We start from the raw sequence: 24,056 nt of genomic DNA on the forward strand, positions 1-24,056 counted from the left end.
GCTAACCCCCCCCCCCCCCCCCCCCCTCTCCCCCCCCCCCCCCCTCCCCCCCCCCCGGCCCCCCCCCCCCCCCCCCCCCCCCCCCCCGGCCCCCCCCCCCCCCCCCCCCCCCGCCGAGCGGCCGGCCGGTGTGGGTTCACTCGACGGCCAGTAGCCCTTCCCTGAGCCGCGCGGTGATCCGCGACAGCAGCCGCGACACGTGCATCTGTGACACACCCAGCACGGCGCCGATCTCCGACTGCGTCATCTCGTCCACGTACCGCATCTGCAGGATGCGGCGGTCCCGCTCGTCGAACTGCTCGATGAGCGGCTTCAGCGCCTGGACATTCTCGACGATCTCCAGCTCCCGGTCCGGCTCGCCCAGCCGGTCGCCGAGGGTTTCGGAGGAGTTGTCACCACCGTCGTCGAGCGGGAGGTCGATGGAGCCGGCGGTGTACCCGTTGGCTGCGACGAGCCCTTCGAGGATCTCGTCCTCCTCCATCCCCAGGTGCTCGGCCAGTTCGGCCGGGGTCGGAGAGCGGTCGAGGCGCTGGAAGAGCTCGTCGGTCGCGCGGGCGATGTCGATGCGCAGCTCCTGCAGGCGCCGCGGCACGTGCACCGACCAGCTCGTGTCGCGGAAGAACCGCTTGATCTCGCCGATGACGCACGGCATCGCGAAGGTCGTGAACTCGACCTCGCGGCTCAGGTCGAAGCGGTCGATCGCCTTGATCAGCCCGATGGTGCCGACCTGGATGATGTCCTCCATCTGGTCGGACCGGTTACGGAAGCGTGTGGCCGCGTACTTGACCAGGGAGAGGTTGAGCTCGATGAGGGTGTTGCGGACGTACTGGTACTCCGCGGTGCCTTCCTCCAGAACAGCGAGCCGGTCGAAGAATTGCTTCGAGAGCTCCTTCGCGTCCTTCGGAGCCACCTCGCCGGGGTTCCGGATCTCCGGCAGATCGGTGGTCGTCTGCTGCGCGGAACCGGTCGAGATCGTGGTCGCCATGGACACTGCACCCTCCCTTTCATCTCCGTACGTTCGCAAGGCGCGTGTACCCGCCTCAATCACACCCACGCGTACGAATTCGGCCTGACGCGAAAAAAGCGGAGTGGCCGCCTCTCGCACACGGCGAGGGACGGCCACTCCGACGGTCATGCCGACGGGCACTCCGACGGCAACTGACGAGGCGTCAGCTCCAGCTGGCGTGCAGCGGCTTGCCCTCGGCGTAGCCGGCCGCGCTCTGGACGCCCACGATGGCCTTCTCGGCGAACTCCTCCAGGGAGCCGGCACCGGCGTAGGTGCACGAGGAGCGCACACCCGCGATGATCGAGTCGATCAGGTCCTCGACGCCGGGGCGGGACGGGTCGAGGAACATCCGCGAGTGCGAGATGCCCTCCTCGAAGATCGCCTTGCGGGCCCGGTCGTACGCGGACTCCTCGCTCGTACGGTTGCGGACGGCGCGCTTGGACGCCATGCCGAACGACTCCTTGTACAGACGGCCGCTGGCGTCCTGCTGGAGGTCGCCCGGGGACTCGTACGTACCGGCGAACCAGGAACCGATCATCACGTTGGACGCACCGGCCGCGAGCGCCATGGCGACGTCACGCGGGTGGCGGACACCGCCGTCGGCCCACACGTGCTTGCCGTACTTCTTGGCCTCGGCGGCGCACTCCAGGACGGCGGAGAACTGCGGGCGGCCCACGCCGGTCATCATGCGGGTGGTGCACATGGCGCCCGGGCCCACACCGACCTTGATGATGTCCGCGCCGGCCTCGATGAGGTCGCGTACGCCCTCGGCCGCGACGATGTTGCCGGCGACGATCGGGACGTGCGGGTCGAGACCGCGAACGGCCTTGATCGCGGCGATCATCGACTCCTGGTGACCGTGCGCGGTGTCCACGACGAGCGTGTCGACGCCCGCGTCGAGCAGCTGCTTGGCCTTGCCGGCGACGTCACCGTTGATACCGACCGCGGCGGCGATGCGGAGCTTGCCGTTCGCGTCGACGGCCGGCGTGTAGAGGGTGGCGCGCAGCGCGCCCTTGCGGGTCAGGATGCCGGCGAGGCGGCCGTCCTTGTCCACGGCCGGGGCGTACCGGCGGTTGTGGTGGTCGAGGGTGTTGAACGCCTCACGGGGGTCGATGTCCGCGTCGAGCAGCAGCAGGTCGTCCTTGGACATGACCTCGGACAGCTGGGTGAAGCGGTCGACCCCGGACAGGTCCTCGTCGGTGACGACACCGATCGGACGCTGGTCGGCGTCGACCACGACACCCGCGTTGTGCGCGCGCTTGGGCAGCAGCGACAGCGCGTCGGCGACCGTCTGGTGCGGGTCGAGGACGATCGGGGTGTCGAGCACGTGGTGACGGCTCTTGACCCAGGAGATGACGTCGGTGACGACCTCGATCGGAATGTCCTGCGGGATGACGACGAGACCACCGCGCCGGGCGACGGTCTCGGCCATCCGGCGGCCTGCGATCGCGGTCATGTTGGCGACCACCAGCGGGATGGTGGTCCCGGTGCCGTCGGGGGCGGACAGGTCGACACCCTGGCGGGAGCCCACGGCCGAGCGGCTAGGCACCATGAATACGTCGTCGTACGTGAGGTCGTACGGCGGCTTCAGGTCATTGAGGAAACGCACGTGCTGAACATCCCAGTCGTTCGGAGTTGGCCCCCGGGCATTTCAGCCGGGGGGAAAACGCACGTACTTCATTCTCCCATGCACGTACACGCGTACGCCCCGGGCGAAAGCCACAGGCCCTGGAAGGAGCACTGGTGGTTTCCTCCAAGCCCGGGCCGAGCCGGCCGGGACACTCCCCGGAAGCGCTCCCCGCCACTGGGCGCACCACGTCGACGCGCGCACCACTTCGACGCGCGCACCAGGCCGACGCGCGGGCCGAGCGGTGGGTGCGGGCCGAGCGGTGGGGTGCGGCGGGGCGGCGGCGCCGGGGGCCACCGATCGGCGGCGCCGCCTCGTGGCGGTTACTCGTCCGGGTCCGCGCGGTCCAGTGCGGGGCGGGGGCCGGGGGTGAACTCGGTCAGGAGGTAGTCCGCCGCCGTCGTGTCCGTGACCAGGCTGGTGACCAGACCGGACCGCAGGACCGCGCCGATCGCCGACGCCTTGCGCTGGCCGCCCGCGATGGCCACGACCTCCGGAATGCGCCGGAGGCGGTCGGCCTCGACGGTGATGCACCGCTCGCCGAGGTCTCGCCCGACCCGGCGTCCGGACGAGTCGAACAGGTGGGCCGACATCTCGGCCGCGACGCCCAGCGAGGCGTAGTGCGCCCGCTCCTCGTCCGTGAGCATGTCGTGGACGGTCGAGATGCCCGGCTCCCAGGAGCCGATGGACACCGCCGCGACGGTGACCTTGTCGAAGTAGTCGAAGGCGCGGGCGATACCGGTCTGGTTGCGCAGCGCCGCCGCGGTCGCCGGGTCGGGCAGCAGCATCGGCGCGTAGATGGGGTGCGCCTCGCCGCCGGACACCTGGGCGGCACGCCGTACCGCCTCCACCGAGCCGCGCTCGGCGGTGCCGGCGTCGTACACGCCCGTGAGCTGGACGACCGTGCAGGGCGGCAGCCGGTCGAGGGCGGCCGCCATGTGGATGGTGGATCGGCCCCATGCGAGGCCCAGGACGTCGCCCTCCGCCACGAGCTCGCCGAGCAGGTCGGCCGCGACCTCACCCAGGTTCTCGGGGTCCGGGGAGGCGTCCTCGCCCTCCGGCGGGGACTCGACGACCACGGCGTGACGCAGCCCGTATCTGGCGCGGAGCGCGTCGGAGCGCTCGGCGTCGAGCTCGGCCGGTACGCGGATCTCGATGCGTACGAGGTCACGCTCGAGGGCGGTCTCCAGTACCCGGGCCACCTTGAAGCGGCTGACGCCGAACTCCTCCGCGATCTGGATCTTGGACTTGCCCTCGAGATAGAAGCGACGGGCCATGGCCGCCGCCTGCACGAGCTCCGCGGGTCCCATCCGCAGGGCTGGCCGTCCCGCCGACATAGCAGACACCGCGCTCTCCTCACTGCTGTTCACACTTCGGATCGCCATCCTTGCAGATCCGGCGGTCCGCGATCGGTCCTGTTGGGCTGCGTTCATCTGCCCGTGGCCCACCCGTGGCTCAGTGGCCGCACGCCCAGGCGGCCGTGGCGGTCGCCGCGGTGGCCTGTTCGCGCAGGGCCCGCACCGCGGCGGCCGGGTCCTCCGCTCCGTACACCGCGGAACCGGCGACGAAGACGTCGGCACCGGCCTCCGCGCAGCGCTCGATCGTGGAGGCCGAGACGCCGCCGTCGACCTGGAGCCACAGCTGCAGCCCGTGCTTGGAGATCAGCTCCCGGGTACGGCGGATCTTCGGCAGCATGATGTCGAGGAACGCCTGGCCGCCGAAGCCCGGCTCCACGGTCATGATCAACAGCATGTCGAGTTCGGGGAGCAGGTCCTCGAACGGCTCGATCGGGGTGGCGGGCTTCAGCGCCATCGACGCCCGTGCACCCTTGGCCCGGATCTCACGGGCCAGCCTGACCGGGGCGGCGGCCGCCTCGACGTGGAAGGTGACCGAGCCTGCCCCGGCCTCCACGTACTGCGGGGCCCAGCGGTCGGGGTCCTCGATCATCAGGTGGCAGTCCAGCGGGGTGTCCGTCGCCCGGGCGAGCGACTCCACGACGGGCACGCCCAAGGTGAGGTTGGGCACGAAGTGGTTGTCCATGACATCGACGTGGAGCCAGTCGGCGCCGTCGACGGCCTTCGCCTCCTCGGCGAGCCGGGCGAAATCGGCGGACAGGATGCTGGGGTTGATCTGGGCCATGTGCCAAGCCTGCCATGTCCCATGGGGTTTCTTTTACCCGATGCCCGGGTGACCTTGGCGGGACCCGTCACACTTGGCACATTCCTGGCGTATCGCTGTCCTCACGGCCTCACGGCCTCACGGCCTCGCGCTGTGCGCCGCAGCGGCGCCAGGTAAGGCCTCACGCCGTGCGCCGCAGCAGCGCCAGATACATGGCGTCGGTGCCGTGCATGTGCGGCCACAGCTGTACGTCGGGGCCGTCTCCGAGCGCCGGGACGCCGGGCATCAGGGGGCGGGCGTCGATCAGCTCGGCGCCGCCGTGCCTCTTGAGGACGTCGTCCACGACCACCCGGGTCTCGGCCAGGTGCGGCGAGCAGGTCGCGTACCCCACCACGCCGCCGACCCGGACCGCCTTCAACGCCTCGGTGAGCAGGGAGCGTTGCAGCGGGCCGAAGCTCTCCAGGTCCTCCGGGCGGCGCCGCCAGCGCGCCTCGGGACGGCGGCGCAGGGCGCCCAGGCCCGAGCAGGGGACGTCCATGAGGACACGGTCGAAGGAGCCGGGCCGCCACGGCGGGCGGGTGCCGTCGGCCGCGATGACCTGGTACGGGCCGGGGTTGCCGGACAGCGCCCGCTCCACCAGCCGGGCGCGGTGCGGCTGCTTCTCGGAGGCGAGGAGGGCGGCACCGCGCCCGGCGGCCAGGGCGCCCAGGAGGGCCGCCTTGCCACCGGGGCCCGCGCAGCCGTCGAGCCAGCGCTCGTCGGGGCCGTCGACCGGGGCGTTGGCGAGGGCGATCGCGACGAGCTGGCTGCCCTCGTCCTGGACGCCCGCCCTGCCCTCGCGCACGGCGTCGATCGCGCCCGGCTCGCCGCCCTCGGCGAGCCGTACCGCGTACGGGGACCAGCGGCCCGGCAGGCCGGCCTCCTCGCCCAGCACGTCCAGCAGCTCGTCCTTGGTGGACCGGCCGGGGCGGGCCACCAGCGTGACCTCGGGGCGTTCGTTGTCGGCCTCCAGGAGATCCTCGATGCCGGCGCGGCCGCCGCCGAGCGCGTCCCACAGCGCGGACACGATCCAGCGCGGGTGCGAGTGCACGACGGCCAGGTGGTCCTCGGCGTCCTCGTCGTACGGCGGGGCCACCTGCTCCACCCACGCGTCGAGGTCCTGCTGCGCGATCTTGCGGAGTACGGCGTTGACGAACTTGGCCCGTCCGTCGCCGAGCACCACCCGTGCCAGTTCCACGCTCGCCGAGACGGCCGCGTGCGTGGGGATCCGCGTGCCGAGCAGCTGGTGGGCTCCCAGCGAGAGCACGTCCAGCACGGGCGGGTCCACCTCGCGCAGCGGCCGGTCGATGCACGCCGCGATGATCGCGTCGTACGTGCCCTGGCGGCGCAGCGTCCCGTACACCAGCTCGGTGGCGAGCGCCGCGTCCCGGCCGTCGAACCCCTCCTTCTCCCGTGCCTTCTTCAGCAGCGGGGGCAGGACGAGGTTGGCGTACGCGTCGCGCTCGTCGACGGCGCGCAGCGCCTCGAACGCCAGGATCCGCACCGGGTCCTTCTTGGGGCGGCGGTACGGCTTGGGGGGACGGCGACGGGACTGCTCGCTCAAAAGGTGCTCCGCGTTTCGTGAGGCTCGAACCCTTTCAGCCTACGTCGGCCCCTCCCCCGTCTCCCACCGCCACCCTCGTGCGGCGGCACTACGCGCCGGCCCCCGCCTTCTCCCCCGGGGCGATCCGGACGCCCCGCGCCCAGTCGGCGCCGCGCATCGGCTTCTTGCCCTGCGGCTGGACCCACAACAGTTCGACCGCGTGCGAGCCGGTACCGACGTACACGTTGTTCTTGGCGGCCGACAGCTCACCGGGGGCGAGGTCCGTGCGGTCGGGGACGAGGGCGGCCTGGACGACCTTCAGGCGCTCGCCGCGGAAGAGGGTCCAGGCACCGGGGGCGGGGGTGCAGCCGCGTACGACGCGGTCGACGCGCAGGGCCGGGGCGGTCCAGTCGACGTGTGCGTCCTCGACGGTGATCTTCGGGGCGAGGCTGATGCCCTCGGCGGGCTGCGGGACGGCCTTGAGGGTTCCGTCCTCGATGCCGTCCATCGTCGCGGCGAGCAGCCCCGCGCCGGCGAAGGCGAGCCGGGTGAGCAGGTCGCCGCTGGTGTCGGTGGGGCGCACCTCCTCGGTGATGACGCCGAACACCGGGCCGGAGTCCAGGCCCTCCTCGATCTGGAAGGTCGACGCACCGGTCACCTCGTCCCCGGCCATGATCGCGTGCTGTACCGGGGCGGCACCGCGCCAGGCGGGCAGCAGGGAGAAGTGGAGGTTGACCCAGCCGCGCGCGGGTACGTCGAGGGCCACGCGCGGCAGCAGGGCGCCGTAGGCGACGACCGGGCAGCAGTCGGGCGCGATCTCGCGCAGCCGCGCCAGGAAGTCCTCGTCGCGGGGCTTCGCCGGCTTGAGGACCTCGATCCCGGCCTCCTCGGCGCGCTGGGCGACCGGGCTGGCGACGAGCCTGCGGCCTCGCCCCGCGGGGGCGTCGGGCCGGGTGACGACGGCGGCCACCTCGTGCCGGTCCGAGGCGATCAGGGCGTCCAGGGCGGGTACGGCGACCTCGGGGGTGCCTGCGAAGACGAGCTTCATCAGTGGCTGACTGCCTGTCTGTTCGGTGGCGGTGGTGGGCAACGCACCAGTTTAGGGGCCGTTCGGCGGGGGGCGTACGTCGCCTTGTGCGCCCTGGGCATATGCGGATACGCCCCCGCAGCGTGACCCCGACCACGGGTGGCGCGTTGGTCAAGGCAGATTGACCGAAACGGGCCGCCGCCACGGAGCGGCCCACCCCTTTCAACGCCGGTTCGAGAGGCTTGTAAATGGCCGACCACGCAACCCACGACGCCCAAGCCCGGGCGAGCCTGCACCTGCTGGTGCGGGACATCGAGCGGGTCCGCCGCCAGGTGGACGCACTGCGCACGCTCACCGCCCAGCTCGGCAATGTCTACCGCCCGAGGCGATCCGGCCCGTCCACGGGCTTCGTCGTCTACGGCAGGGCTCCGGCCCCCACCGTGCGGCTCGCCCAGGAACTGCGGGACAGCGTCGAGACCCTGGTGACCGCGGCGGTGGACTTCGACCGCTCGCTGGGCTTCTCGTGGGACGCGGTGGGCTCGGCGCTCGGGGTCACCAAGCAGGCGGTCCACCGCAGGTACGGCGCCCGGCGGGCGGCGGCCCAGCAGCCGGTGCCGGCGGAGGCCGAGCACGCCGTCGAGCCGGGTGGCACGCGCACGATGCCCTCGGTCCCGGCCGCGCGCTCGATGCCGCCCCAGCCCACGTCCGGCTCCCAGACCCTCCGCGAAGAGGTCCGCCCGAGCGCCTTCCCCGGCCCGCGCAACGGTTGACCCTCCCCCGGCCGCCCGGTCCCCCGCCGCAGGGGGCCGGGCGGCCGCCCCATGTCCTGGGACAGGCGCCCGGCCGGCGGGGGTAACGGCGTCGGCGGGGGTACCGGCGCCGCCGGCGGGTGGGGGTGGTGCCCCTCCGGGCTCACCTCCTCGCCGACGGCCTCGGGATGCGCGTCAGGGAGCGGACCAGGGTCGCCGGCCCTGCGGGGGCGACCCCGCACGGCCGGTGCGTCGCCGACTGGAGACCGGTGGGTGGGGGCACGGCTCCCCAGGGGTGGTGCGCCGACGGGGCCGGTCCGGAGGAGCCGCTCACCCGATGTCCGGCGGGTCCACCCGGACACGCACCGGGTCCGTGCCGCCCCGCGCCAGCCGCGCCGCCTGCGCCGCCTTCAGCGCGGCCGCCAGCGCCGCGCCGCTCCCGGGCGGAACCCGCAGCAGCACCCGCTCCCACACCTCGCCCGGCGGGGCGTCCCCAGGGCGGCGCGGCGCCCCCGGCGGCGCGGGCGGCAGCGGCACGGGGCCGAGCACCTCGGCCTCGGCGGGCAACTCGGCGGCGGCCAGGAACGCCGCCACAGCCTCCGCCCGCCCGGTCACGGCCGCCATCCGGGAGACCGGCGGGAAGCCCAGCTCCGCCCGCTCCGCCAGCTCGCGCTGGGCGTGGCCGACCGGGTCCCACCGCACCAGTGCCTGCACGGGCCGCAGCGTCGGCTCGGCCACGATCACGACGGTGCCGCCCTCGTCCTGGCCCCGCACCAGCGACGCCGCGTCCATCCAGCGCCGCAGCGCCTCCTCGCCGGCCCGCAGGTCGGCCCGCCCGAGCATGGCCCAGCCGTCCAGCAGCAGCGCCGCCGCGTACCCGCCCTCGGCGACCGGCTCGGCGCCCGGGGTGCTGACCACGAGCGCGGGGCGCCCCGGCACGGTGTCGAGGACGTGGTCCCGCCCCGACGTCCGCACCGGCACGGCCGGGAACGCCCGCCCCAGCTCCTCCGCCGTGCGCCGGGCGCCCACCACCTGGGCCCGCAGCCGGACGGACCCGCATTCCGCGCACGTCCAGTCCGGTGCGCCCCGCCCGCACCAGCCGCACCTCAACTCCCGCTGCTCCGGTGCCTCCAGGGGCCCCGCGCAGTGGCGGCACCGCGCGGGCGTCCGGCACCGCTCGCACGCCAGCCGGGGCACGTATCCCCGCCGGGGCACCTGGACCAGCACCGGCCCGGACTTGAGGCCCTCCCGTGCCGCCTGCCAGGCCAGCGACGGCAGCCGGGCCGCCCGCGCCGCCTCGTCGCGCGCCAGCTCCCCGTCGCCCACCGTCCGTACGAGGGGCGCGGCAGCCCTGACCTGGTCCCGGGGCGCCACCAGGGGCCGTGCCCAGCCGCTCTCGACGAGCTGGGCCGCCTCGACCGTGCAGCTGGTGGCGCCCAGCAGGAAGGCGCACTGGTCGTGCGCGGCGCGCAGCAACAGCACCTCGCGCGCGTGCGGCAGCGGCGCGTGCTGTTCGCTGTGGCTGGAGTCCCCGTCGTCCCAGATGGCCACCAGCCCCAGGTCCCGGACCGGGGCGAACATCGCCGCCCGCGTCCCGACGACCGCGCGCACGGCACCGCGCCGCACCGCGAGCCACTGCCCGTACCGCTTCTCGGGCCCGGCCTCGGCGGTCAGCACGGCGTGCCGCCCCTCCCCCAGGACGGCGGTCAGCGCCGCGTCCACCCGACCGGCCGCCCGCCCGTCGGGCACCACGACGAGCGCGCCGCGCCCCGAGGCGAGCGTGGCGCCGACCGCCCTGGCCAGCTCGTCCGCCCAGTGCGGCCCGGGCAGCGCGTTCCACACGGCCCGCGGTGACCGGCCGCGCGCGAGGGCCGCGAGGAACGCCGGGCCCTGTGCGTACCGCTCCCAGGTGCCGGGGTCCGGCGCGGGGGGTGGCGGCAGCGGCTGCGGCGACGGTTTGCGCTCGGCCTTCACATGGCGTGGCGGAACGGCCAGTTGCAGCACGTCCGCGAGGCTCCCCGCGTACCGGTCGGCCACCGCCCGCGCCAGTCCGAGCAGCTCCGCGTCGAGCACCGGCTCGGGCGACACGACGTCGGCCAGAGCCGCCAGGGGCCCGGAGTAGTCCGACTCGGCCCGCCGCTCGACGAGGAACCCGTCGATGAGCCGCCCGCCCTCGCGCCGGCCGTCCCGCACCTGATGGGCCCCCGCCCCGAACCGCACGCGCACCCGCACACCCGGCTGCGCGACGGCGTCGAGCTCCTCGGGCACCGCGTAGTCGAAGAACTGGTCCAGGTGCAGCACGCCCTTGTTCACCACGACCCGGGCGACCGGCAACTCCTTGGCCAGCGCGGCCCCCCGCCACGTCCTCGGCTTGGCGCGCGGGACCTTCGCCCTGCGCACGGTCTCCCGTATGAGCGCGAGCTGCTCGGGCGGCTCGGCCCCCCGGCCCCCGCCTTCCCGCTTCCCGTCGTCGCTGCTCACAGCCACATTCCTACCAGAGCCCACTGACACCGTCGGCTGTCACCGGCATGCGCTTGGATACCCCCGTGACCGTTCATGACACCGCGAAGCTGCTGCCGTCGATACCGGAACTGCGCGACCACTGCCGGGCCCTCGCCGTGCTGGAGGCGATCGTCTGTCCCGACGCGCGCTTCCGGCACCACGCCTTCGACGCGCACTGGTCCGCGACCGATGAGCTCGCCTCGATGAGCAACGGCGCGGGCGACGAGTACTCGATCGTCTTCGCCCCGGCGGGCGCGTACGTCCGGGGTTTCGACCACGAGTCGCCGATGAGCCCGTACGTCGAGGACTCGCCCTGGCCCGGCGTCGTCGACGAGGTCCCGGACGTGTTCCGGAAGTACGTGGACGAGCCGGCCTTCTCGGACGGCGCCGGGTTCCCTTCCGTGACGGCCTGCCTGTGGCGGACGGCCGACGACGACACCTGGCGTACGGGCACCATCGACTTCCCCGACGCCTGTGACCCGGACGGGTCGGACTACCTCTTCGAGCACCTGACGGACCGCTCCCCCGAGGCGTACCAGGACTTCGCCGTGCACATGCACGAGGTTCCGGTCGACCTCGACGCCGTACGGCACGTCCTGGCGCTGCGCCCCCTCACCGACGAGGTGGTCGCCGTCCTGAATCCGGGGCTCACCCTGGCCGGTCTGGCCGGCGACATGGCGGCCATCGGCTATCCGCGGCGGGGGCACTGAAACGCCGAAGTCCGGCACCCTCCGAGGGAGGTGCCGGACTTCGGGGACGGGTGCCCTACAGTCCCGCGGCCTTGCGCAGCGCGTCCACGCGGTCCGTGCGCTCCCAGGTGAAGTCCGGGAGCTCACGGCCGAAGTGGCCGTAGGCGGCCGTCTGGCCGTAGATCGGGCGCAGCAGGTCGAGGTCGCGGATGATCGCGGCCGGGCGGAGGTCGAAGACCTCGCCGATCGCGTTCTCGATCTTCTCGACATCGACCTTGGCGGTGCCGAAGGTCTCGACGAACAGACCGACCGGCTCGGCCTTGCCGATGGCGTAGGCGACCTGGACCTCGCAGCGGGAGGCGAGCCCGGCGGCGACGACGTTCTTGGCGACCCAGCGCATGGCGTAGGCGGCCGAGCGGTCGACCTTGGACGGGTCCTTGCCGGAGAAGGCACCGCCGCCGTGGCGGGCCATGCCGCCGTACGTGTCGATGATGATCTTGCGACCGGTCAGGCCGGCGTCGCCCATCGGGCCGCCGATCTCGAAGCGGCCGGTCGGGTTGACCAGCAGCCGGTAGCCCTCGGTGTCCAGCTTGATGCCGTCGTCCAGGAGCTGCTTGAGGACGTGCTCGACGACGAACTCGCGGATGTCGGGCGCGAGCAGCGACTCCAGGTCGATGTCCGAGGCGTGCTGCGAGGAGACGACGACCGTGTCGAGGCGGACCGCCTTGTCACCGTCGTACTCGATGGTGACCTGCGTCTTGCCGTCGGGGCGCAGGTAGGGGATGGTGCCGTTCTTGCGGACCTCGGTCAGCCGCTTGGACAGCCGGTGCGCGAGGTGGATCGGCAGCGGCATGAACTCGGGCGTCTCGTCCGACGCGTACCCGAACATCAGGCCCTGGTCACCGGCGCCCTGCTTGTCGAGCTCGTCCTCGTCGCCCTCGACGCGCTGCTCGTAGGCGGTGTCGACGCCCTGCGCGATGTCCGGCGACTGGGCGCCGATCGAGACGGAGACTCCGCAGGACGCGCCGTCGAAGCCCTTCTTCGAGGAGTCGTAACCGATCTCCAGGATCTTGTTGCGCACGAGCGTGGGGATGTCGGCGTACGCCTTGGTCGTCACCTCGCCGGCCACGTGGACCAGGCCGGTGGTGATCAACGTCTCCACGGCGACGCGGGAGGTGGGGTCCTCCCGCAGCAGCGCATCGAGAATCGTGTCGCTGATCTGGTCAGCGATCTTGTCGGGGTGACCCTCGGTCACGGACTCCGAGGTGAAGAGACGACGGGACACAACGCTCCCTGGGTTTGCAGCGGCTGCTGGCTGATCATTTGCGGACCGGCAGGGGGCTGCGCCCCGCGTCGTTCCGAGGACAGTTTATCGGGCGCTCTCGGCCGTTGGACCAGGTGTCTCGCACGGTGGGAGCGTGATCGGCCACATCTGCCGTGTCCACAGGAAGTGGATTGGCTCCCACCGCAGCCCGGAACGCCGGTTTTCGTGGGGTTTCATCCACCCAAAGGGGCGAATTCAGAAATTCATCCTGATTTGTCCGAGTCGCCGTTGCCGGAGCCGCCGAGCCGGGGCGCGACGAGGTCCCAGACGGTTTCCGCCAGGGCTTCCTTCGGGCCGTACGGTACGGCGGTCTCCCCGCCGTCCGCCGCCAGCACCACGGCCTCGTTCTCCTCCGAGCCGAAGGTCTTGCGCTCCCCCACCTCGTTCACCACGAGCAGGTCGCACCCCTTGCGGCGGAGCTTGTCACGACCATTGGCCAAAACATCATCCGTTTCGGCGGCGAAACCGACGATCACCTGCTCCGGACGGGCCCGTTCCGCCGAAATCTCGGCCAGGATGTCGGGGTTGCGCACCAGCACGATGGGGGCGGGCTCCTGGCCGTCCTTCTTCTTGATCTTGCCTTCGGCGTACGTGGCGGGGCGGAAGTCCGCGACCGCCGCGGCCATCACCACGGCGTCCGCGTCGGCCGCCGCCTTGAGCACCGCCTCGCGGAGCTGGACGGCGGTGCCCACGTGGACCACGTCCACGCCCGCCGGGTCCGGCATGCCCGTGTTGGCCTCGATCAGCGTCACCCGGGCGCCCCGGGCGGCGGCGGTCCTGGCCAGGGCGTACCCCTGCTTGCCGGAAGATCGGTTCCCCAGATAGCGCACGGGGTCCAGCGGCTCACGCGTGCCGCCCGCGCTGACCACGACGTGGCGGCCCGCGAGGTCGGGCTCGGCCGCGCCGCCGCGCGCGAGCACCCGTCGGCAGACCTCGAAGAGCTCGTCCGGGTCGGGCAGCCGGCCCTTGCCGGTGTCGACGCCGGTCAGACGGCCCACGGCCGGCTCGACGACCACGGCGCCGCGGCGCCGCAGCGTGGCGACGTTCTCCTGGGTGGCGGGGTGCTCCCACATCTCGGTGTGCATGGCGGGCGCGAAGACCACCGGACATCGGGCGGTGAGGAGCGTGTTGGTCAGCAGGTCGTCGGCGAGGCCGTGGGCGGCCTTGGCGAGCATGTCGGCCGTGGCCGGGGCGACGACCACGAGGTCGGCGTGCTGGCCGATGCGTACGTGCGGGACCTCGTGGACGTCCGACCAGACCTCGGTCGAGACCGGATTGCCGGAGAGCGCCGACCAGGTGGCGGCGCCCACGAAGTGCAGGGCGGACGCGGTCGGGACGACCCGTACGTCATGACCGGACTCGGTGAGCCGCCGCAGCAGCTCGCAGGCCTTGTAGGCGGCGATGCCGCCGCTGACCCCGAGGACGACCTTCGGCTTGTCCACTCAACGCCTCCCGGCTCCGGCTCGTTACTACGGTTCCATGACACACCACAGGCCCGGCGGGGTGTCCACCGGGCCTGTCATGACGTGCGAGTGGGGCGCCTACTGGGCCGGGCCCTCGATGGCCTCGGAGGTCAGCAGACCCGCGTTGATCTCGCGCAGGGCGATCGAGAGCGGCTTCTCGTGGACGTGGGTGTCCACCAGCGGACCGACGTACTCCAGCAGGCCCTCACCGAGCTGCGAGTAGTACGCGTTGATCTGACGCGCACGCTTGGCCGCGTAGATCACGAGGCTGTACTTCGAGTCAGTGGCCTCGAGCAGCTCGTCGATCGGCGGGTTGATGATGCCCTCGGGCGCGGTGATGGAAGAGGACACGCTCTACCTTCCGAAAAACTTCTGGAAAATGGGACAAAGATCAAACAACTTGCATCAAGGCTAGCAGCTCACGGGCCACGTCCTCGACGGAGGTGTTGACGAGGGTGGTGTCGAACTCGGACTCCGCGGCCAGTTCGATCTTGGCCGCTTCCAGCCGCCGCTCGATGACCTCCGGCGGCTCCGTGCCGCGGCCGGTGAGCCGGCGGACCAGCTCGTCCCAGCTCGGCGGGGCCAGGAAGACGAGCTGCGCCTCCGGCATCGACTCCCGGACCAGACGGGCGCCCTGGAGGTCGATCTCCAGCAGGACGGCCTCGCCCTTCTCCAGGCGCTCCTGCACGGCCGCGCGCGGCGTGCCGTAGCGATTGCCGGCGAACTCGGCCCACTCCAGCAGCTCGCCGTTGGCGATCAGCTTGTCGAACTCGTCGTCGGAGACGAAGTGGTACTGCACCCCGTCCCGCTCGCCGGGTCGCGGCTTGCGGGTCGTGGCCGACACCGACAACCAGACCTCGGGGTGGACCTTGCGCATATGAGCGACGACCGTGCTCTTGCCGACCCCGGAGGGGCCGGAGAGCACGGTCAGTCGCGGACGTACGTCCGGGGGCTCGGGGGCGGTCCCCCGGAATGTTGCAGCCATGGGGCGATTATTCCAGGTTTACTCCAGTGCCCCGGACGTCAGGCCCCGGTGCTGCCGAACTCGCGCTCCAGGGACGCGATCTGGTTGGAGCCGAGACCCCGCACACGACGGCTTTCGGAGATGCCCAGCCTCTCCATGATCTGCTTGGCGCGGACCTTGCCCACGCCCGGCAGGGACTCCAGGAGGGCGGAGACCTTCATCTTGCCGATGACCTCGTTCTCCTGGCCCTGCTTGATGACCTCCTGGAGCGAGGCGCCGGAGTGCTTGAGTCGATTCTTGACCTCGGCCCGCTCCCGGCGAGCCGCGGCGGCCTTTTCGAGCGCGGCTGCGCGCTGTTCAGGGGTAAGGGGCGGAAGAGCCACGCCTACGTCACCTCGGATGTCGAACTGTCGGATACGGACCGGTGAGGAACCTAGTCGGCCCACACCAGGGGAGCAACGAACAACGCAGTGCACGTTGGCTCTGCGACGGAGACTAGCGGCCATGGCCGCCAGAGTCAGCGAGAACAGCGGAAAAGTCCTGGTCAGCATCGACCTACCCAGACATTTGAGACATAACGACCCTGTTTTGCGCGCAGAATCCGACCATGCGGTTCGTCGCCCGGCCGAACGTGAGGTACGTCACGCACCGAACGACGGAACCCACGGTCACCTCGGGGTGACCGTGGGCTCTGATGATCTTGTGGGGCGGGGACGTCAGGCGCCGACCGCCGCCCGCACCTCGTCCGCGTACCGCTCCGCCGCCTCGCGCAGCGCCGCCGCGTCCGGACCGTGGCGCAGCACGCCCCGGCTGACACTCGGCACGACATTGCGCACGGCCGTGCCGAAGACGGCCGGCAGGTCGGCCGGGGTCGCGCCCTGGGCGCCGATGCCGGGCGCGAGGAGCGGGCCGTTGATGTCCAGGTCGTACGAGGACAGGTCGCCGAGCGTGGCGCCGACGACGGCACCGAAGGAGCCGAGCGGGGTCACGCCCGCGTTGTCCTCGGCGAGGTGGGCCAGCATGGTCGCGGCGACCGTGCGGCCGTCCTCGCGCAGCGCGCCCTGCACCTCGGCGCCCTCCGGGTTGGAGGTGAGCGCCAGGACGAACAGCCCGGCGCCGCTCTCGCGCGCCAGGTCGACGGCCGGCTTCAGCGAGCCGTACCCGAGGTAGGGGGAGACGGTGAGCGCGTCGGAGAAGAGCGGCGAGTCCTTGCGCAGGAACGTCTCCGCGTAGGCGGCCATCGTGGAGCCGATGTCACCGCGCTTGGCGTCCATGACGACCAGCGCGCCCGCGGCCCGCAGGTCCGCGACCGCCTGCTCCAGCACCGCGATGCCGCGGGAGCCGAACCGCTCGAAGAAGGCGCTCTGCGGCTTGAAGACGGCCACCCGGTCGGCGAGGGCGTCGACGACCGTACGCGTGAAGCGCTCCAGGCCCGCCACGTCGTCGTTCAGGCCCCAGGCGGACAGCAGGGAGCCGTGCGGGTCGATGCCGACGCACAGCGGGCCCCGGGAGTCCATGGCGGAACGGAGACGCGTACCGAAGGGTTCGAGCGGGCTCATACGGCGGCCTTTCGGGTGTCTGCGCCGACGGCCTCGGCGAGGGTGGCGTACGGGGAGGCGTTCAGCCGGGCCGCGAGGCCCTTGTGGACGGCCCGGGCGTAGAAGGGGCCCTGGTAGACGAAGGCGCTGTAGCCCTGCACCAAGGTGGCGCCGGCGAGGATGCGCTGCCAGGCGTCCTCGGCGTTCTCGATGCCGCCGACGCCGACGAGCGTGATGCGGTCGCCCACGCGCGCGTAGAGGCGGCGCAGCACCTCCAGGGAGCGCTTCTTGAGCGGCGCGCCGGACAGCCCTCCGGTCTCGCTCGTGAGGTACGCCGGGGACTTCAGGCCCTCGCGGGCGATGGTGGTGTTGGTGGCGATGATGCCGTCCAGGCCGAGCTCGACGGCCAGGTCGGCGACCGCGTCGACGTCCTCGTCGGCGAGGTCGGGCGCGATCTTGACGAGCAGCGGGACGCGGCGGTCGGTGACCGTGCGGTCGGCGGCCTCGCGGACGGCCGTCAGGAGCGGCCGCAGCGACTCCGTGGCCTGGAGGTTGCGCAGGCCCGGGGTGTTGGGCGAGGAGACGTTGACGACCAGGTAGTCGGCGTGGCGGGCGAGCCGCTCGGTCGACTTCACGTAGTCGGCGGCGGCCTCGGCCTCCGGGACGACCTTCGTCTTGCCGATGTTGACGCCCACGACGGTGCGGAAGACCGGCACGCGCGCGTGGAGGCGGGCGGCGACGGCGGCCGAGCCGTCGTTGTTGAAGCCCATGCGGTTGATCAGGGCGCGGTCCGGCACCAGGCGGAAGAGGCGCTTCTTGGGGTTGCCGGGCTGCGGTTCGCCGGTGACCGTGCCGATCTCGACGTGGTCGAAGCCGAGCATCGCCATGCCGTCGATCGCCACGGCGTTCTTGTCGAAGCCCGCGGCAAGTCCGAACGGGCCGTGCATCCGCAGGCCGAAGGCCTCGGTGCGCAGCTCCTTGTACCGGGGGGCCAGGGCGGCGGCCAGGAAGGTGCGCAGGACCGGGACGCGGGCGGCCAGGCGGATCCAGCGGAAGGCCAGGTGGTGCGCCTGCTCGGGGTCCATGCGCGTGAAGAACAGCCTGAAGAAGAGCTTGTACATGGTGTGTGGTGTCCTCATGAGGAGGGGGACACCGTTTGCCGGTGTCCCCCTCGTGGGCTGTTAGTCGCGGGCCGCGATCAGGTGCTGTGCGTGTTCCTGGAGGGAACGGACGCCCACTCCGCCGTGGTTGAGCGCGTCGATGCCCTGGACGGCGGCGGCGAGTGCCTGGACCGTCGTCAGGCACGGGACGCCGCGCGCCACGGCCGCGGTACGGATCTCGTAGCCGTCGAGGCGGCCGCCGGTGCCGTACGGGGTGTTGACGATGAGGTCGACCTCGCCGTCGTGGATGAGCCGGACGATGGTCTTCTCGCCGCCGGGGCCCTCCCCCTCGGACTGCTTGCGCACGACGGTGGCGTTGATGCCGTTGCGCTTGAGGACCTCGGCGGTGCCGGAGGTGGCCAGCAGCTCGAAGCCGTGGGCGACCAGCTCGCGGGCCGGGAAGATCATCGAGCGCTTGTCGCGGTTGGCGACCGAGATGAACGCGCGGCCCTTGGTGGGCAGCGGGCCGTAGGCTCCTGCCTGCGACTTGGCGTACGCGGTGCCGAAGACCGCGTCGATGCCCATGACCTCGCCGGTGGAGCGCATCTCGGGGCCGAGGACGGTGTCCACGCCGCGGCCGTGCACGTCGCGGAAGCGCGACCACGGCATCACGGCCTCCTTGACGGAGATCGGGGCGTCCAGCGGCAGGGTGCCGCCGTCGCCGCTCTTCGGCAGCAGGCCCTCCTCGCGGAGCTCGGCGATGGTGGCGCCCAGCGAGATGCGGGCGGCGGCCTTCGCCAGCGGCACGGCGGTCGCCTTGGACGTGAAGGGCACCGTACGGGAGGCGCGCGGGTTGGCCTCCAGGACGTACAGGATGTCGCCGGCCATCGCGAACTGGATGTTGATCAGGCCGCGCACGCCGACGCCCTTGGCGATCGCCTCGGTGGAGGCGCGCAGCCGCTTGATGTCGAAGCCGCCGAGGGTGATCGGGGGCAGGGCGCACGCCGAGTCGCCGGAGTGGATGCCGGCCTCCTCGATGTGCTCCATGACGCCGCCGAGGTACAGCTCGGTGCCGTCGTACAGGGCGTCGACGTCGATCTCGATGGCGTCGTCGAGGAACCGGTCGACCAGCACCGGGCGGGTCGGGGAGATCTCGGTGGACTCGGCGATGTACGCCTCCAGGCGCGCCTCGTCGTACACGATCTCCATGCCACGGCCGCCGAGCACGTACGACGGGCGTACGAGGACGGGGTAGCCGATCTCGTCGGCGATGGCCTTCGCGCCGGCGAAGGTGGTCGCGGTGCCGTGCTTGGGGGCGGGCAGGCCCGCCTCGGCGAGGACCTGGCCGAAGGCGCCGCGGTCCTCGGCGGCGTGGATGGCCTCCGGGGAGGTGCCCACGACCGGCACGCCGTTGTCCTTGAGCGCCTGGGCGAGGCCGAGCGGGGTCTGGCCGCCGAGCTGGACGACGACGCCCGCGACGGGGCCGGCGAGGGTCTCGGCGTGGACGATCTCCAGCACGTCCTCGAGCGTCAGCGGCTCGAAGTACAGGCGGTCGGAGGTGTCGTAGTCGGTGGAGACGGTCTCGGGGTTGCAGTTGACCATCACGGTCTCGTAGCCCGCGTCGCTGAGCGCGAAGGAGGCGTGGACGCAGGAGTAGTCGAACTCGATGCCCTGGCCGATGCGGTTCGGGCCGGAGCCGAGGATGATCACCGCGGGCTTCTCGCGCGGGGCGACCTCGCTCTCCTCGTCGTACGAGGAGTAGAAGTACGGGGTCTTCGCGGCGAACTCGGCGGCGCAGGTGTCGACCGTCTTGTAGACCGGGCGGACGCCGAGGGCGTGCCGGACCTCGCGGACGACGTCCTCGCGCAGGCCGCGGATCCCGGCGATCTGGGCGTCGGAGAAGCCGTGCCGCTTGGCCTCGGCGAGCAGCTCGGGCTCGAGCTTCTCGGCGGCGGCGAGCTCGTCGGCGATCTCCTTGATCAGGAAGAGCTGGTCGACGAACCAGGGGTCGATCTTCGTGGAGTCGAAGACCTCCTGCGGCGTGGCGCCGGCGCGGATGGCCTGCATCACGGTGTTGATGCGGCCGTCGGTGGGGCGCACGGCCTCGCGCAGCAGCTCGTCCTTGTCGCCGGGCTCGCCGGTGAAGGCGAACTGGCTGCCCTTCTTCTCCAGCGAGCGCAGGGCCTTCTGGAGGGCTTCGGTGAAGTTGCGGCCGATGGCCATGGCCTCGCCGACCGACTTCATGGTCGTGGTCAGCGTGGAGTCGGCGGACGGGAACTTCTCGAAGGCGAAGCGGGGGGCCTTGACGACGACGTAGTCGAGGGTCGGCTCGAAGGAGGCCGGCGTCTTCTCGGTGATGTCGTTGGGGATCTCGTCGAGGGTGTAGCCGACGGCGAGACGGGCGGCGATCTTCGCGATCGGGAAGCCGGTGGCCTTCGACGCCAGCGCGGAGGAGCGCGAGACGCGGGGGTTCATCTCGATGACGATGACCCGGCCGTCCTCGGGGTTGACCGCGAACTGGATGTTGCAGCCGCCGGTGTCGACGCCGACCTCGCGGATGATCGCGATGCCGACGTCACGGAGGATCTGGTACTCGCGGTCGGTGAGCGTCATCGCCGGGGCGACGGTGATCGAGTCGCCGGTGTGCACGCCCATCGGGTCGAAGTTCTCGATGGAGCAGACGACCACGACGTTGTCGTGCTTGTCGCGCATCAGCTCCAGCTCGTACTCCTTCCAGCCGAGGATGGACTCCTCCAGGAGCACCTCGGTGGTGGGAGACAGGGTCAGGCCCTGGCCGGCGATGCGGCGCAGCTCCTCCTCGTCGTGCGCGAAGCCGGAACCGGCGCCGCCCATGGTGAAGGAGGGGCGGACGACGACGGGGTAGCCGCCGAGCGTCTCGACGCCCTTGAGGACGTCGTCCATGGAGTGGCAGATGACCGAGCGGGCGGACTCGCCGTGGCCGATCTTGGCGCGGACGGCCTCCACCACGCCCTTGAACAGGTCGCGGTCCTCGCCCTTGTGGATCGCCTCGACGTTGGCGCCGATCAGCTCCACGCCGTACTTCTCCAGCACACCCTGCTCGTGCATGGAGATCGCGGTGTTGAGCGCGGTCTGGCCGCCGAGGGTGGGCAGGAGCGCGTCGGGGCGCTCCTTGGCGATGATCTTCTCGACGAACTCGGGGGTGATCGGCTCGACGTAGGTGGCGTCGGCGATCTCCGGGTCGGTCATGATCGTCGCGGGGTTGGAGTTCACCAGGATGACCCGCAGGCCCTCGGACTTGAGGACGCGGCACGCCTGGGTGCCGGAGTAGTCGAACTCGGCGGCCTGGCCGATGACGATCGGGCCGGAGCCGATGACCAGGACGGACTGGATATCGGTGCGCTTAGGCACGCTCGGCCTCCATCAGGGATACGAAGCGGTCGAAGAGGTACGCGGCGTCGTGCGGGCCGGCGGCCGCTTCGGGGTGGTACTGGACGCTGAAGGCCGGCTGGTCGAGCAGCTGGAGGCCCTCCACCACGTTGTCGTTGAGGCAGACGTGGGAGACCTCGGCGCGGCCGTAGGGAGTGTCGGACACGGTGTCGAGGGGGGCGTCGACGGCGAAGCCGTGGTTGTGCGCGGTGACCTCGACCTTGCCGGTCGTACGGTCCTGCACGGGCTGGTTGATGCCGCGGTGGCCGTACTTCAGCTTGTAGGTGCCGAAGCCGAGCGCGCGGCCCAGGATCTGGTTGCCGAAGCAGATGCCGAACAGAGGCGTCCTGCGCTCCAGGACGGCCCGCATGACGGAGACGGGGCCGTCGGCGGTGGCGGGGTCGCCGGGGCCGTTGGAGAAGAACACACCGTCGGGGTTCACGGCGTACACGTCCTCGGCGGTGGCGGTGGCGGGCAGGACGTGCACCTCGATGCCGCGCTCGGCCATCCGGTGCGGGGTCATGCCCTTGATGCCGAGGTCGACGGCGGCGACGGTGAACTTCTTCTCGCCGATCGCGGGGACGACGTAGGGCTCCTTGGTCGCGACCTCGGCGGCCAGGTTCGCGCCCTTCATCTGCGGGGCGGCCTGCACCTTGACGAGCAGGGCGGCGTCGTCCGCGATGGCCTCGCCGGAGAAGATGCCGACGCGCATGGCACCGCGCTCACGGAGGTGGCGGGTGAGGGCGCGGGTGTCGATGCCGCTGATGCCGACGACGCCCTGGGCGGCCAGCTCCTCGTCGAGGGTGCGGCGGGAGCGCCAGTTGGACGGGACGCGGGCGGGGTCGCGGACGACGTACCCGGAGACCCAGATCTTCTTGGACTCGGGGTCCTCGTCGTTCACACCCGTGTTGCCCACGTGCGGCGCGGTCATCACGACGACCTGGCGGTGGTACGACGGGTCGGTCAGGGTCTCCTGGTAGCCGGTCATGCCGGTGGAGAAGACGGCCTCGCCGAAGGTCTCCCCCACGGCCCCGTAGGCACGGCCGCGGAACGTGCGGCCGTCCTCCAGGACGAGTACGGCGGGAGTCTTGGCGGCTCCCCTGGTGGAGGTGGTCATCGTGCGACGCCTTCCGTCGTAGTGATCATGGTGTTCAGGGTGTCGACCCAGGTGGTGTGGTCCGCGGCCCGGTCGGAGCGGAAGCCGGAGTCGATCAGGGTGTCGCCGTGCTCCCAGGTGACGATCAGCAGGCCGCCCTCGGCGAGGACCTTGCCCGCGATGCCCTTGTCGAGCCGGGCCCCGCGCAGCCGGCCGGCCGGTACGAAGAAGTCGCGCGCCCCGGGGCGTACGACCTCCAGGCCCTCGTCGGTGAGCGTCAGCTCGACGCGGCTGCGGGTACCGAGGCCGTGGGCGACGATCCGGTCGAGCCACTGCCCGGCCGTGGTGGAACCGTGGTAGCGGCCGGTCATCGTCAGTCTCGCCGCACCGGGCGCGTCCGGCGCGCTGGGGAGGTCGGGGATGCCGGACTGGAGGCTGCCGCGCCACTTCCACCCCTGGCGCATCAGCCAATAGACGAGCGCGATGAAGAGCAGCAGTCCGGCGACCCAGCCGAGCCGGGCGGCCCAGTCGGTCACCTCCGCCGACTTCTGCTCCGCCGCGATGTAGATGAGTGTCACGCCAGCTTCCCGTCCATGAGCGTCGCCCGGCCCCGCAGGAAGGTGTGGGTGACGCGACCCGGCAGCTCGCGGCCCTCGTAGGGGGTGTTGCGGCTGCGGGAGGCGAAGCCCGCGGGGTCCACGACACCACGGTATGCCGGATCGAGCAGGGTGAGGTTGGCGGGCTCACCAGCCGAGACGGGGCGGCCGTGGCCGGTGGCGCGGCCGATCCGCGCGGGCGAGAACGACATGCGGTCGGCGACGCCGGCCCAGTCCAGCAGCCCGGTCTCGACCATCGTGTGCTGGACGACGGAGAGCGCGGTCTCCAGGCCGACCATGCCCATGGCGGCGGCGGCCCACTCGCAGTCCTTGTCCTCGTGCGGGTGCGGGGCGTGGTCGGTGGCGACGATGTCGATCGTGCCGTCGGCCAGGGCCTCGCGCAGCGCCATCACGTCGCGCTCGGTGCGCAGCGGCGGGTTGACCTTGTAGACCGGGTTGTACGAGCGGACCAGCTCGTCCGTCAGGAGGAGGTGGTGGGGGGTGACCTCGGCGGTGACGTCGATGCCGCGGGACTTGGCCCAGCGGACGATCTCGACGGAGCCGGCGGTCGACAGGTGGCAGATGTGGACGCGGGAGCCGACGTGCTCGGCGAGCAGCACGTCGCGGGCGATGATCGACTCCTCGGCGACGGCCGGCCAGCCGCCGAGGCCCAGCTCGGCGGAGACGACGCCCTCGTTCATCTGGGCGCCCTCGGTGAGGCGGGGCTCCTGGGCGTGCTGGGCGACGACGCCGCCGAAGGCCTTCACGTACTCCAGGGCGCGGCGCATGATCACGGCGTCGTCGACGCACTTGCCGTCGTCGGAGAAGACGGTGACGCCGGCGGCCGACTCGTGCATGGCGCCCAGCTCGGCGAGCTTCTTGCCCTCCAGGCCGACGGTGACGGCGCCGATGGGCTGTACGTCGCAGTAGCCGTGCTCCTGGCCGAGCCGGTAGACCTGCTCGACGACACCGGCGGTGTCGGCGACCGGGAAGGTGTTTGCCATGGCGAACACGGACGTGTAACCGCCGGTGGCGGCCGCGCGGGTGCCGGTGAGGACGGTCTCGGAGTCCTCCCGGCCCGGCTCGCGGAGGTGGGTGTGGAGGTCGACCAGGCCGGGCAGCAGGATCTTCCCCTCGGCCTCGATCACGGTGGCGCCGTCGGCCGGCAGGCCCGTGCCGACCTGGGCGATGGTCTCGCCGTCGATCAGGACGTCCTGGGCCTCGCCGCCGAGCACCTTCGCACCACGGATCAGGATCTTGCTCATCT

At 72.0% G+C, this 24,056-nt stretch carries 20 protein-coding genes; 2 read left to right on the forward strand and 18 right to left on the reverse strand.

Annotated elements, in window-relative coordinates; genetic code table 11:
- Window positions 1–136: 136 nt before the first annotated feature.
- From ACZ6C1_RS31480 to fmt, 6 genes are all read right to left on the reverse strand, one after another.
- On the reverse strand, window positions 137–985 hold the full coding sequence (locus ACZ6C1_RS31480; protein ID WP_469245592.1) for an RNA polymerase sigma factor SigF: 849 nt from the start codon (window positions 983–985) through the stop codon (window positions 137–139).
- 184 nt (window positions 986–1,169) lie between these two features.
- Window positions 1,170–2,615, reverse strand: a complete 1,446-nt coding sequence (locus ACZ6C1_RS31485; protein WP_469245594.1) for a GuaB1 family IMP dehydrogenase-related protein — start codon at window positions 2,613–2,615, stop codon at window positions 1,170–1,172.
- Between the two features lie 341 nt (window positions 2,616–2,956).
- Entirely contained in the window at window positions 2,957–4,003 is a 1,047-nt protein-coding gene (locus ACZ6C1_RS31490; RefSeq protein WP_469245748.1) for a sugar-binding transcriptional regulator, read from the reverse strand.
- Window positions 4,004–4,088: 85 nt separating this feature from the next.
- The gene (gene rpe / locus ACZ6C1_RS31495) at window positions 4,089–4,772 is read right to left on the reverse strand and encodes a ribulose-phosphate 3-epimerase (protein ID WP_469245596.1); all 684 of its coding nucleotides are present in this window, start codon (window positions 4,770–4,772) and stop codon (window positions 4,089–4,091) included.
- 160 nt (window positions 4,773–4,932) lie between these two features.
- Window positions 4,933–6,354, reverse strand: coding sequence for an RsmB/NOP family class I SAM-dependent RNA methyltransferase (locus ACZ6C1_RS31500; RefSeq protein WP_469245598.1), 1,422 nt, complete (start codon window positions 6,352–6,354; stop codon window positions 4,933–4,935).
- Window positions 6,355–6,442: 88 nt separating this feature from the next.
- Window positions 6,443–7,381: a methionyl-tRNA formyltransferase gene (gene fmt / locus ACZ6C1_RS31505; RefSeq protein ID WP_469245750.1), complete on the reverse strand. Its 939-nt coding sequence runs from the start codon at window positions 7,379–7,381 to the stop codon at window positions 6,443–6,445.
- A gap of 227 nt (window positions 7,382–7,608) precedes the next feature.
- On the opposite strand from fmt, the gene ACZ6C1_RS31510 reads away from it, so the two are divergent.
- A complete protein-coding gene (locus ACZ6C1_RS31510) occupies window positions 7,609–8,130 on the forward strand; it encodes a hypothetical protein (RefSeq protein WP_469245600.1) in 522 nt (173 codons plus the stop codon).
- Between the two features lie 309 nt (window positions 8,131–8,439).
- Here the strand turns inward: ACZ6C1_RS31510 and ACZ6C1_RS31515 are convergent, their stop codons facing one another.
- Complete coding sequence (locus tag ACZ6C1_RS31515; RefSeq protein WP_469245602.1) at window positions 8,440–10,590, reverse strand: primosomal protein N'; 2,151 nt, start codon at window positions 10,588–10,590, stop codon at window positions 8,440–8,442.
- 65 nt (window positions 10,591–10,655) lie between these two features.
- Here ACZ6C1_RS31515 and ACZ6C1_RS31520 point away from each other — a divergent pair, with 65 nt between their 5' ends.
- Entirely contained in the window at window positions 10,656–11,321 is a 666-nt protein-coding gene (locus tag ACZ6C1_RS31520; RefSeq protein WP_469245604.1) for a hypothetical protein, read from the forward strand.
- A gap of 55 nt (window positions 11,322–11,376) precedes the next feature.
- On the opposite strand, the gene metK is transcribed toward ACZ6C1_RS31520, so the two are convergent.
- The 11 genes from metK to ACZ6C1_RS31575 all read right to left on the reverse strand — a co-directional run bounded on the left by metK (window position 11,377) and on the right by ACZ6C1_RS31575 (window position 24,054).
- Window positions 11,377–12,585 (reverse strand): methionine adenosyltransferase, encoded by a 1,209-nt coding sequence (gene metK / locus ACZ6C1_RS31525; RefSeq protein WP_469245606.1) that lies wholly within the window; start codon window positions 12,583–12,585, stop codon window positions 11,377–11,379.
- Between the two features lie 242 nt (window positions 12,586–12,827).
- A complete protein-coding gene (coaBC, locus tag ACZ6C1_RS31530; protein WP_469245607.1) occupies window positions 12,828–14,066 on the reverse strand; it encodes a bifunctional phosphopantothenoylcysteine decarboxylase/phosphopantothenate--cysteine ligase CoaBC in 1,239 nt (412 codons plus the stop codon).
- Window positions 14,067–14,165: 99 nt separating this feature from the next.
- Entirely contained in the window at window positions 14,166–14,438 is a 273-nt protein-coding gene (gene rpoZ, locus ACZ6C1_RS31535) for a DNA-directed RNA polymerase subunit omega (protein WP_005319902.1), read from the reverse strand.
- A gap of 40 nt (window positions 14,439–14,478) precedes the next feature.
- The gene (gene gmk / locus ACZ6C1_RS31540) at window positions 14,479–15,072 is read right to left on the reverse strand and encodes a guanylate kinase (RefSeq protein ID WP_469245609.1); all 594 of its coding nucleotides are present in this window, start codon (window positions 15,070–15,072) and stop codon (window positions 14,479–14,481) included.
- A gap of 38 nt (window positions 15,073–15,110) precedes the next feature.
- Entirely contained in the window at window positions 15,111–15,434 is a 324-nt protein-coding gene (locus ACZ6C1_RS31545) for an integration host factor (protein ID WP_064068014.1), read from the reverse strand.
- Between the two features lie 333 nt (window positions 15,435–15,767).
- Window positions 15,768–16,610, reverse strand: coding sequence for an orotidine-5'-phosphate decarboxylase (pyrF, locus tag ACZ6C1_RS31550; protein WP_469245611.1), 843 nt, complete (start codon window positions 16,608–16,610; stop codon window positions 15,768–15,770).
- Window positions 16,607–17,710 (reverse strand): quinone-dependent dihydroorotate dehydrogenase, encoded by a 1,104-nt coding sequence (locus tag ACZ6C1_RS31555; protein WP_469245613.1) that lies wholly within the window; start codon window positions 17,708–17,710, stop codon window positions 16,607–16,609. The genes pyrF and ACZ6C1_RS31555 overlap by 4 nt, the downstream gene beginning before the upstream one ends.
- Before the next feature lie 60 nt (window positions 17,711–17,770).
- A complete protein-coding gene (gene carB, locus ACZ6C1_RS31560; protein ID WP_469245614.1) occupies window positions 17,771–21,079 on the reverse strand; it encodes a carbamoyl-phosphate synthase large subunit in 3,309 nt (1,102 codons plus the stop codon).
- Complete coding sequence (gene carA / locus ACZ6C1_RS31565; RefSeq protein ID WP_469245616.1) at window positions 21,072–22,214, reverse strand: glutamine-hydrolyzing carbamoyl-phosphate synthase small subunit; 1,143 nt, start codon at window positions 22,212–22,214, stop codon at window positions 21,072–21,074. The genes carB and carA overlap by 8 nt, the downstream gene beginning before the upstream one ends.
- The gene (locus ACZ6C1_RS31570; RefSeq protein ID WP_469245618.1) at window positions 22,211–22,771 is read right to left on the reverse strand and encodes a PH-like domain-containing protein; all 561 of its coding nucleotides are present in this window, start codon (window positions 22,769–22,771) and stop codon (window positions 22,211–22,213) included. The genes carA and ACZ6C1_RS31570 overlap by 4 nt, the downstream gene beginning before the upstream one ends.
- Complete coding sequence (locus ACZ6C1_RS31575; protein WP_469245620.1) at window positions 22,768–24,054, reverse strand: dihydroorotase; 1,287 nt, start codon at window positions 24,052–24,054, stop codon at window positions 22,768–22,770. The genes ACZ6C1_RS31570 and ACZ6C1_RS31575 overlap by 4 nt, the downstream gene beginning before the upstream one ends.
- Window positions 24,055–24,056: the final 2 nt, after the last annotated feature.

Source organism: Streptomyces sp. NPDC041796, assembly GCF_055590785.1.

What these genes read in the sequence shown, in the direction of transcription:
- ACZ6C1_RS31575 (WP_469245620.1), bottom strand. Translation starts at nt 24,054, where the DNA reads ATGAGCAAGATCCTGATCCGTGGTGCGAAGGTGCTCGGCGGCGAGGCC.
- pyrF (WP_469245611.1), bottom strand. Translation starts at nt 16,610, where the DNA reads ATGAGCCCGCTCGAACCCTTCGGTACGCGTCTCCGTTCCGCCATGGAC.
- ACZ6C1_RS31480 (WP_469245592.1), bottom strand. Translation starts at nt 985, where the DNA reads ATGGCGACCACGATCTCGACCGGTTCCGCGCAGCAGACGACCACCGAT.
- carA (WP_469245616.1), bottom strand. Translation starts at nt 22,214, where the DNA reads ATGACCACCTCCACCAGGGGAGCCGCCAAGACTCCCGCCGTACTCGTC.
- ACZ6C1_RS31555 (WP_469245613.1), bottom strand. Translation starts at nt 17,710, where the DNA reads ATGTACAAGCTCTTCTTCAGGCTGTTCTTCACGCGCATGGACCCCGAG.
- gmk (WP_469245609.1), bottom strand. Translation starts at nt 15,072, where the DNA reads ATGGCTGCAACATTCCGGGGGACCGCCCCCGAGCCCCCGGACGTACGT.
- ACZ6C1_RS31510 (WP_469245600.1), top strand. Translation starts at nt 7,609, where the DNA reads ATGGCCGACCACGCAACCCACGACGCCCAAGCCCGGGCGAGCCTGCAC.
- fmt (WP_469245750.1), bottom strand. Translation starts at nt 7,381, where the DNA reads ATGAAGCTCGTCTTCGCAGGCACCCCCGAGGTCGCCGTACCCGCCCTG.
- rpe (WP_469245596.1), bottom strand. Translation starts at nt 4,772, where the DNA reads ATGGCCCAGATCAACCCCAGCATCCTGTCCGCCGATTTCGCCCGGCTC.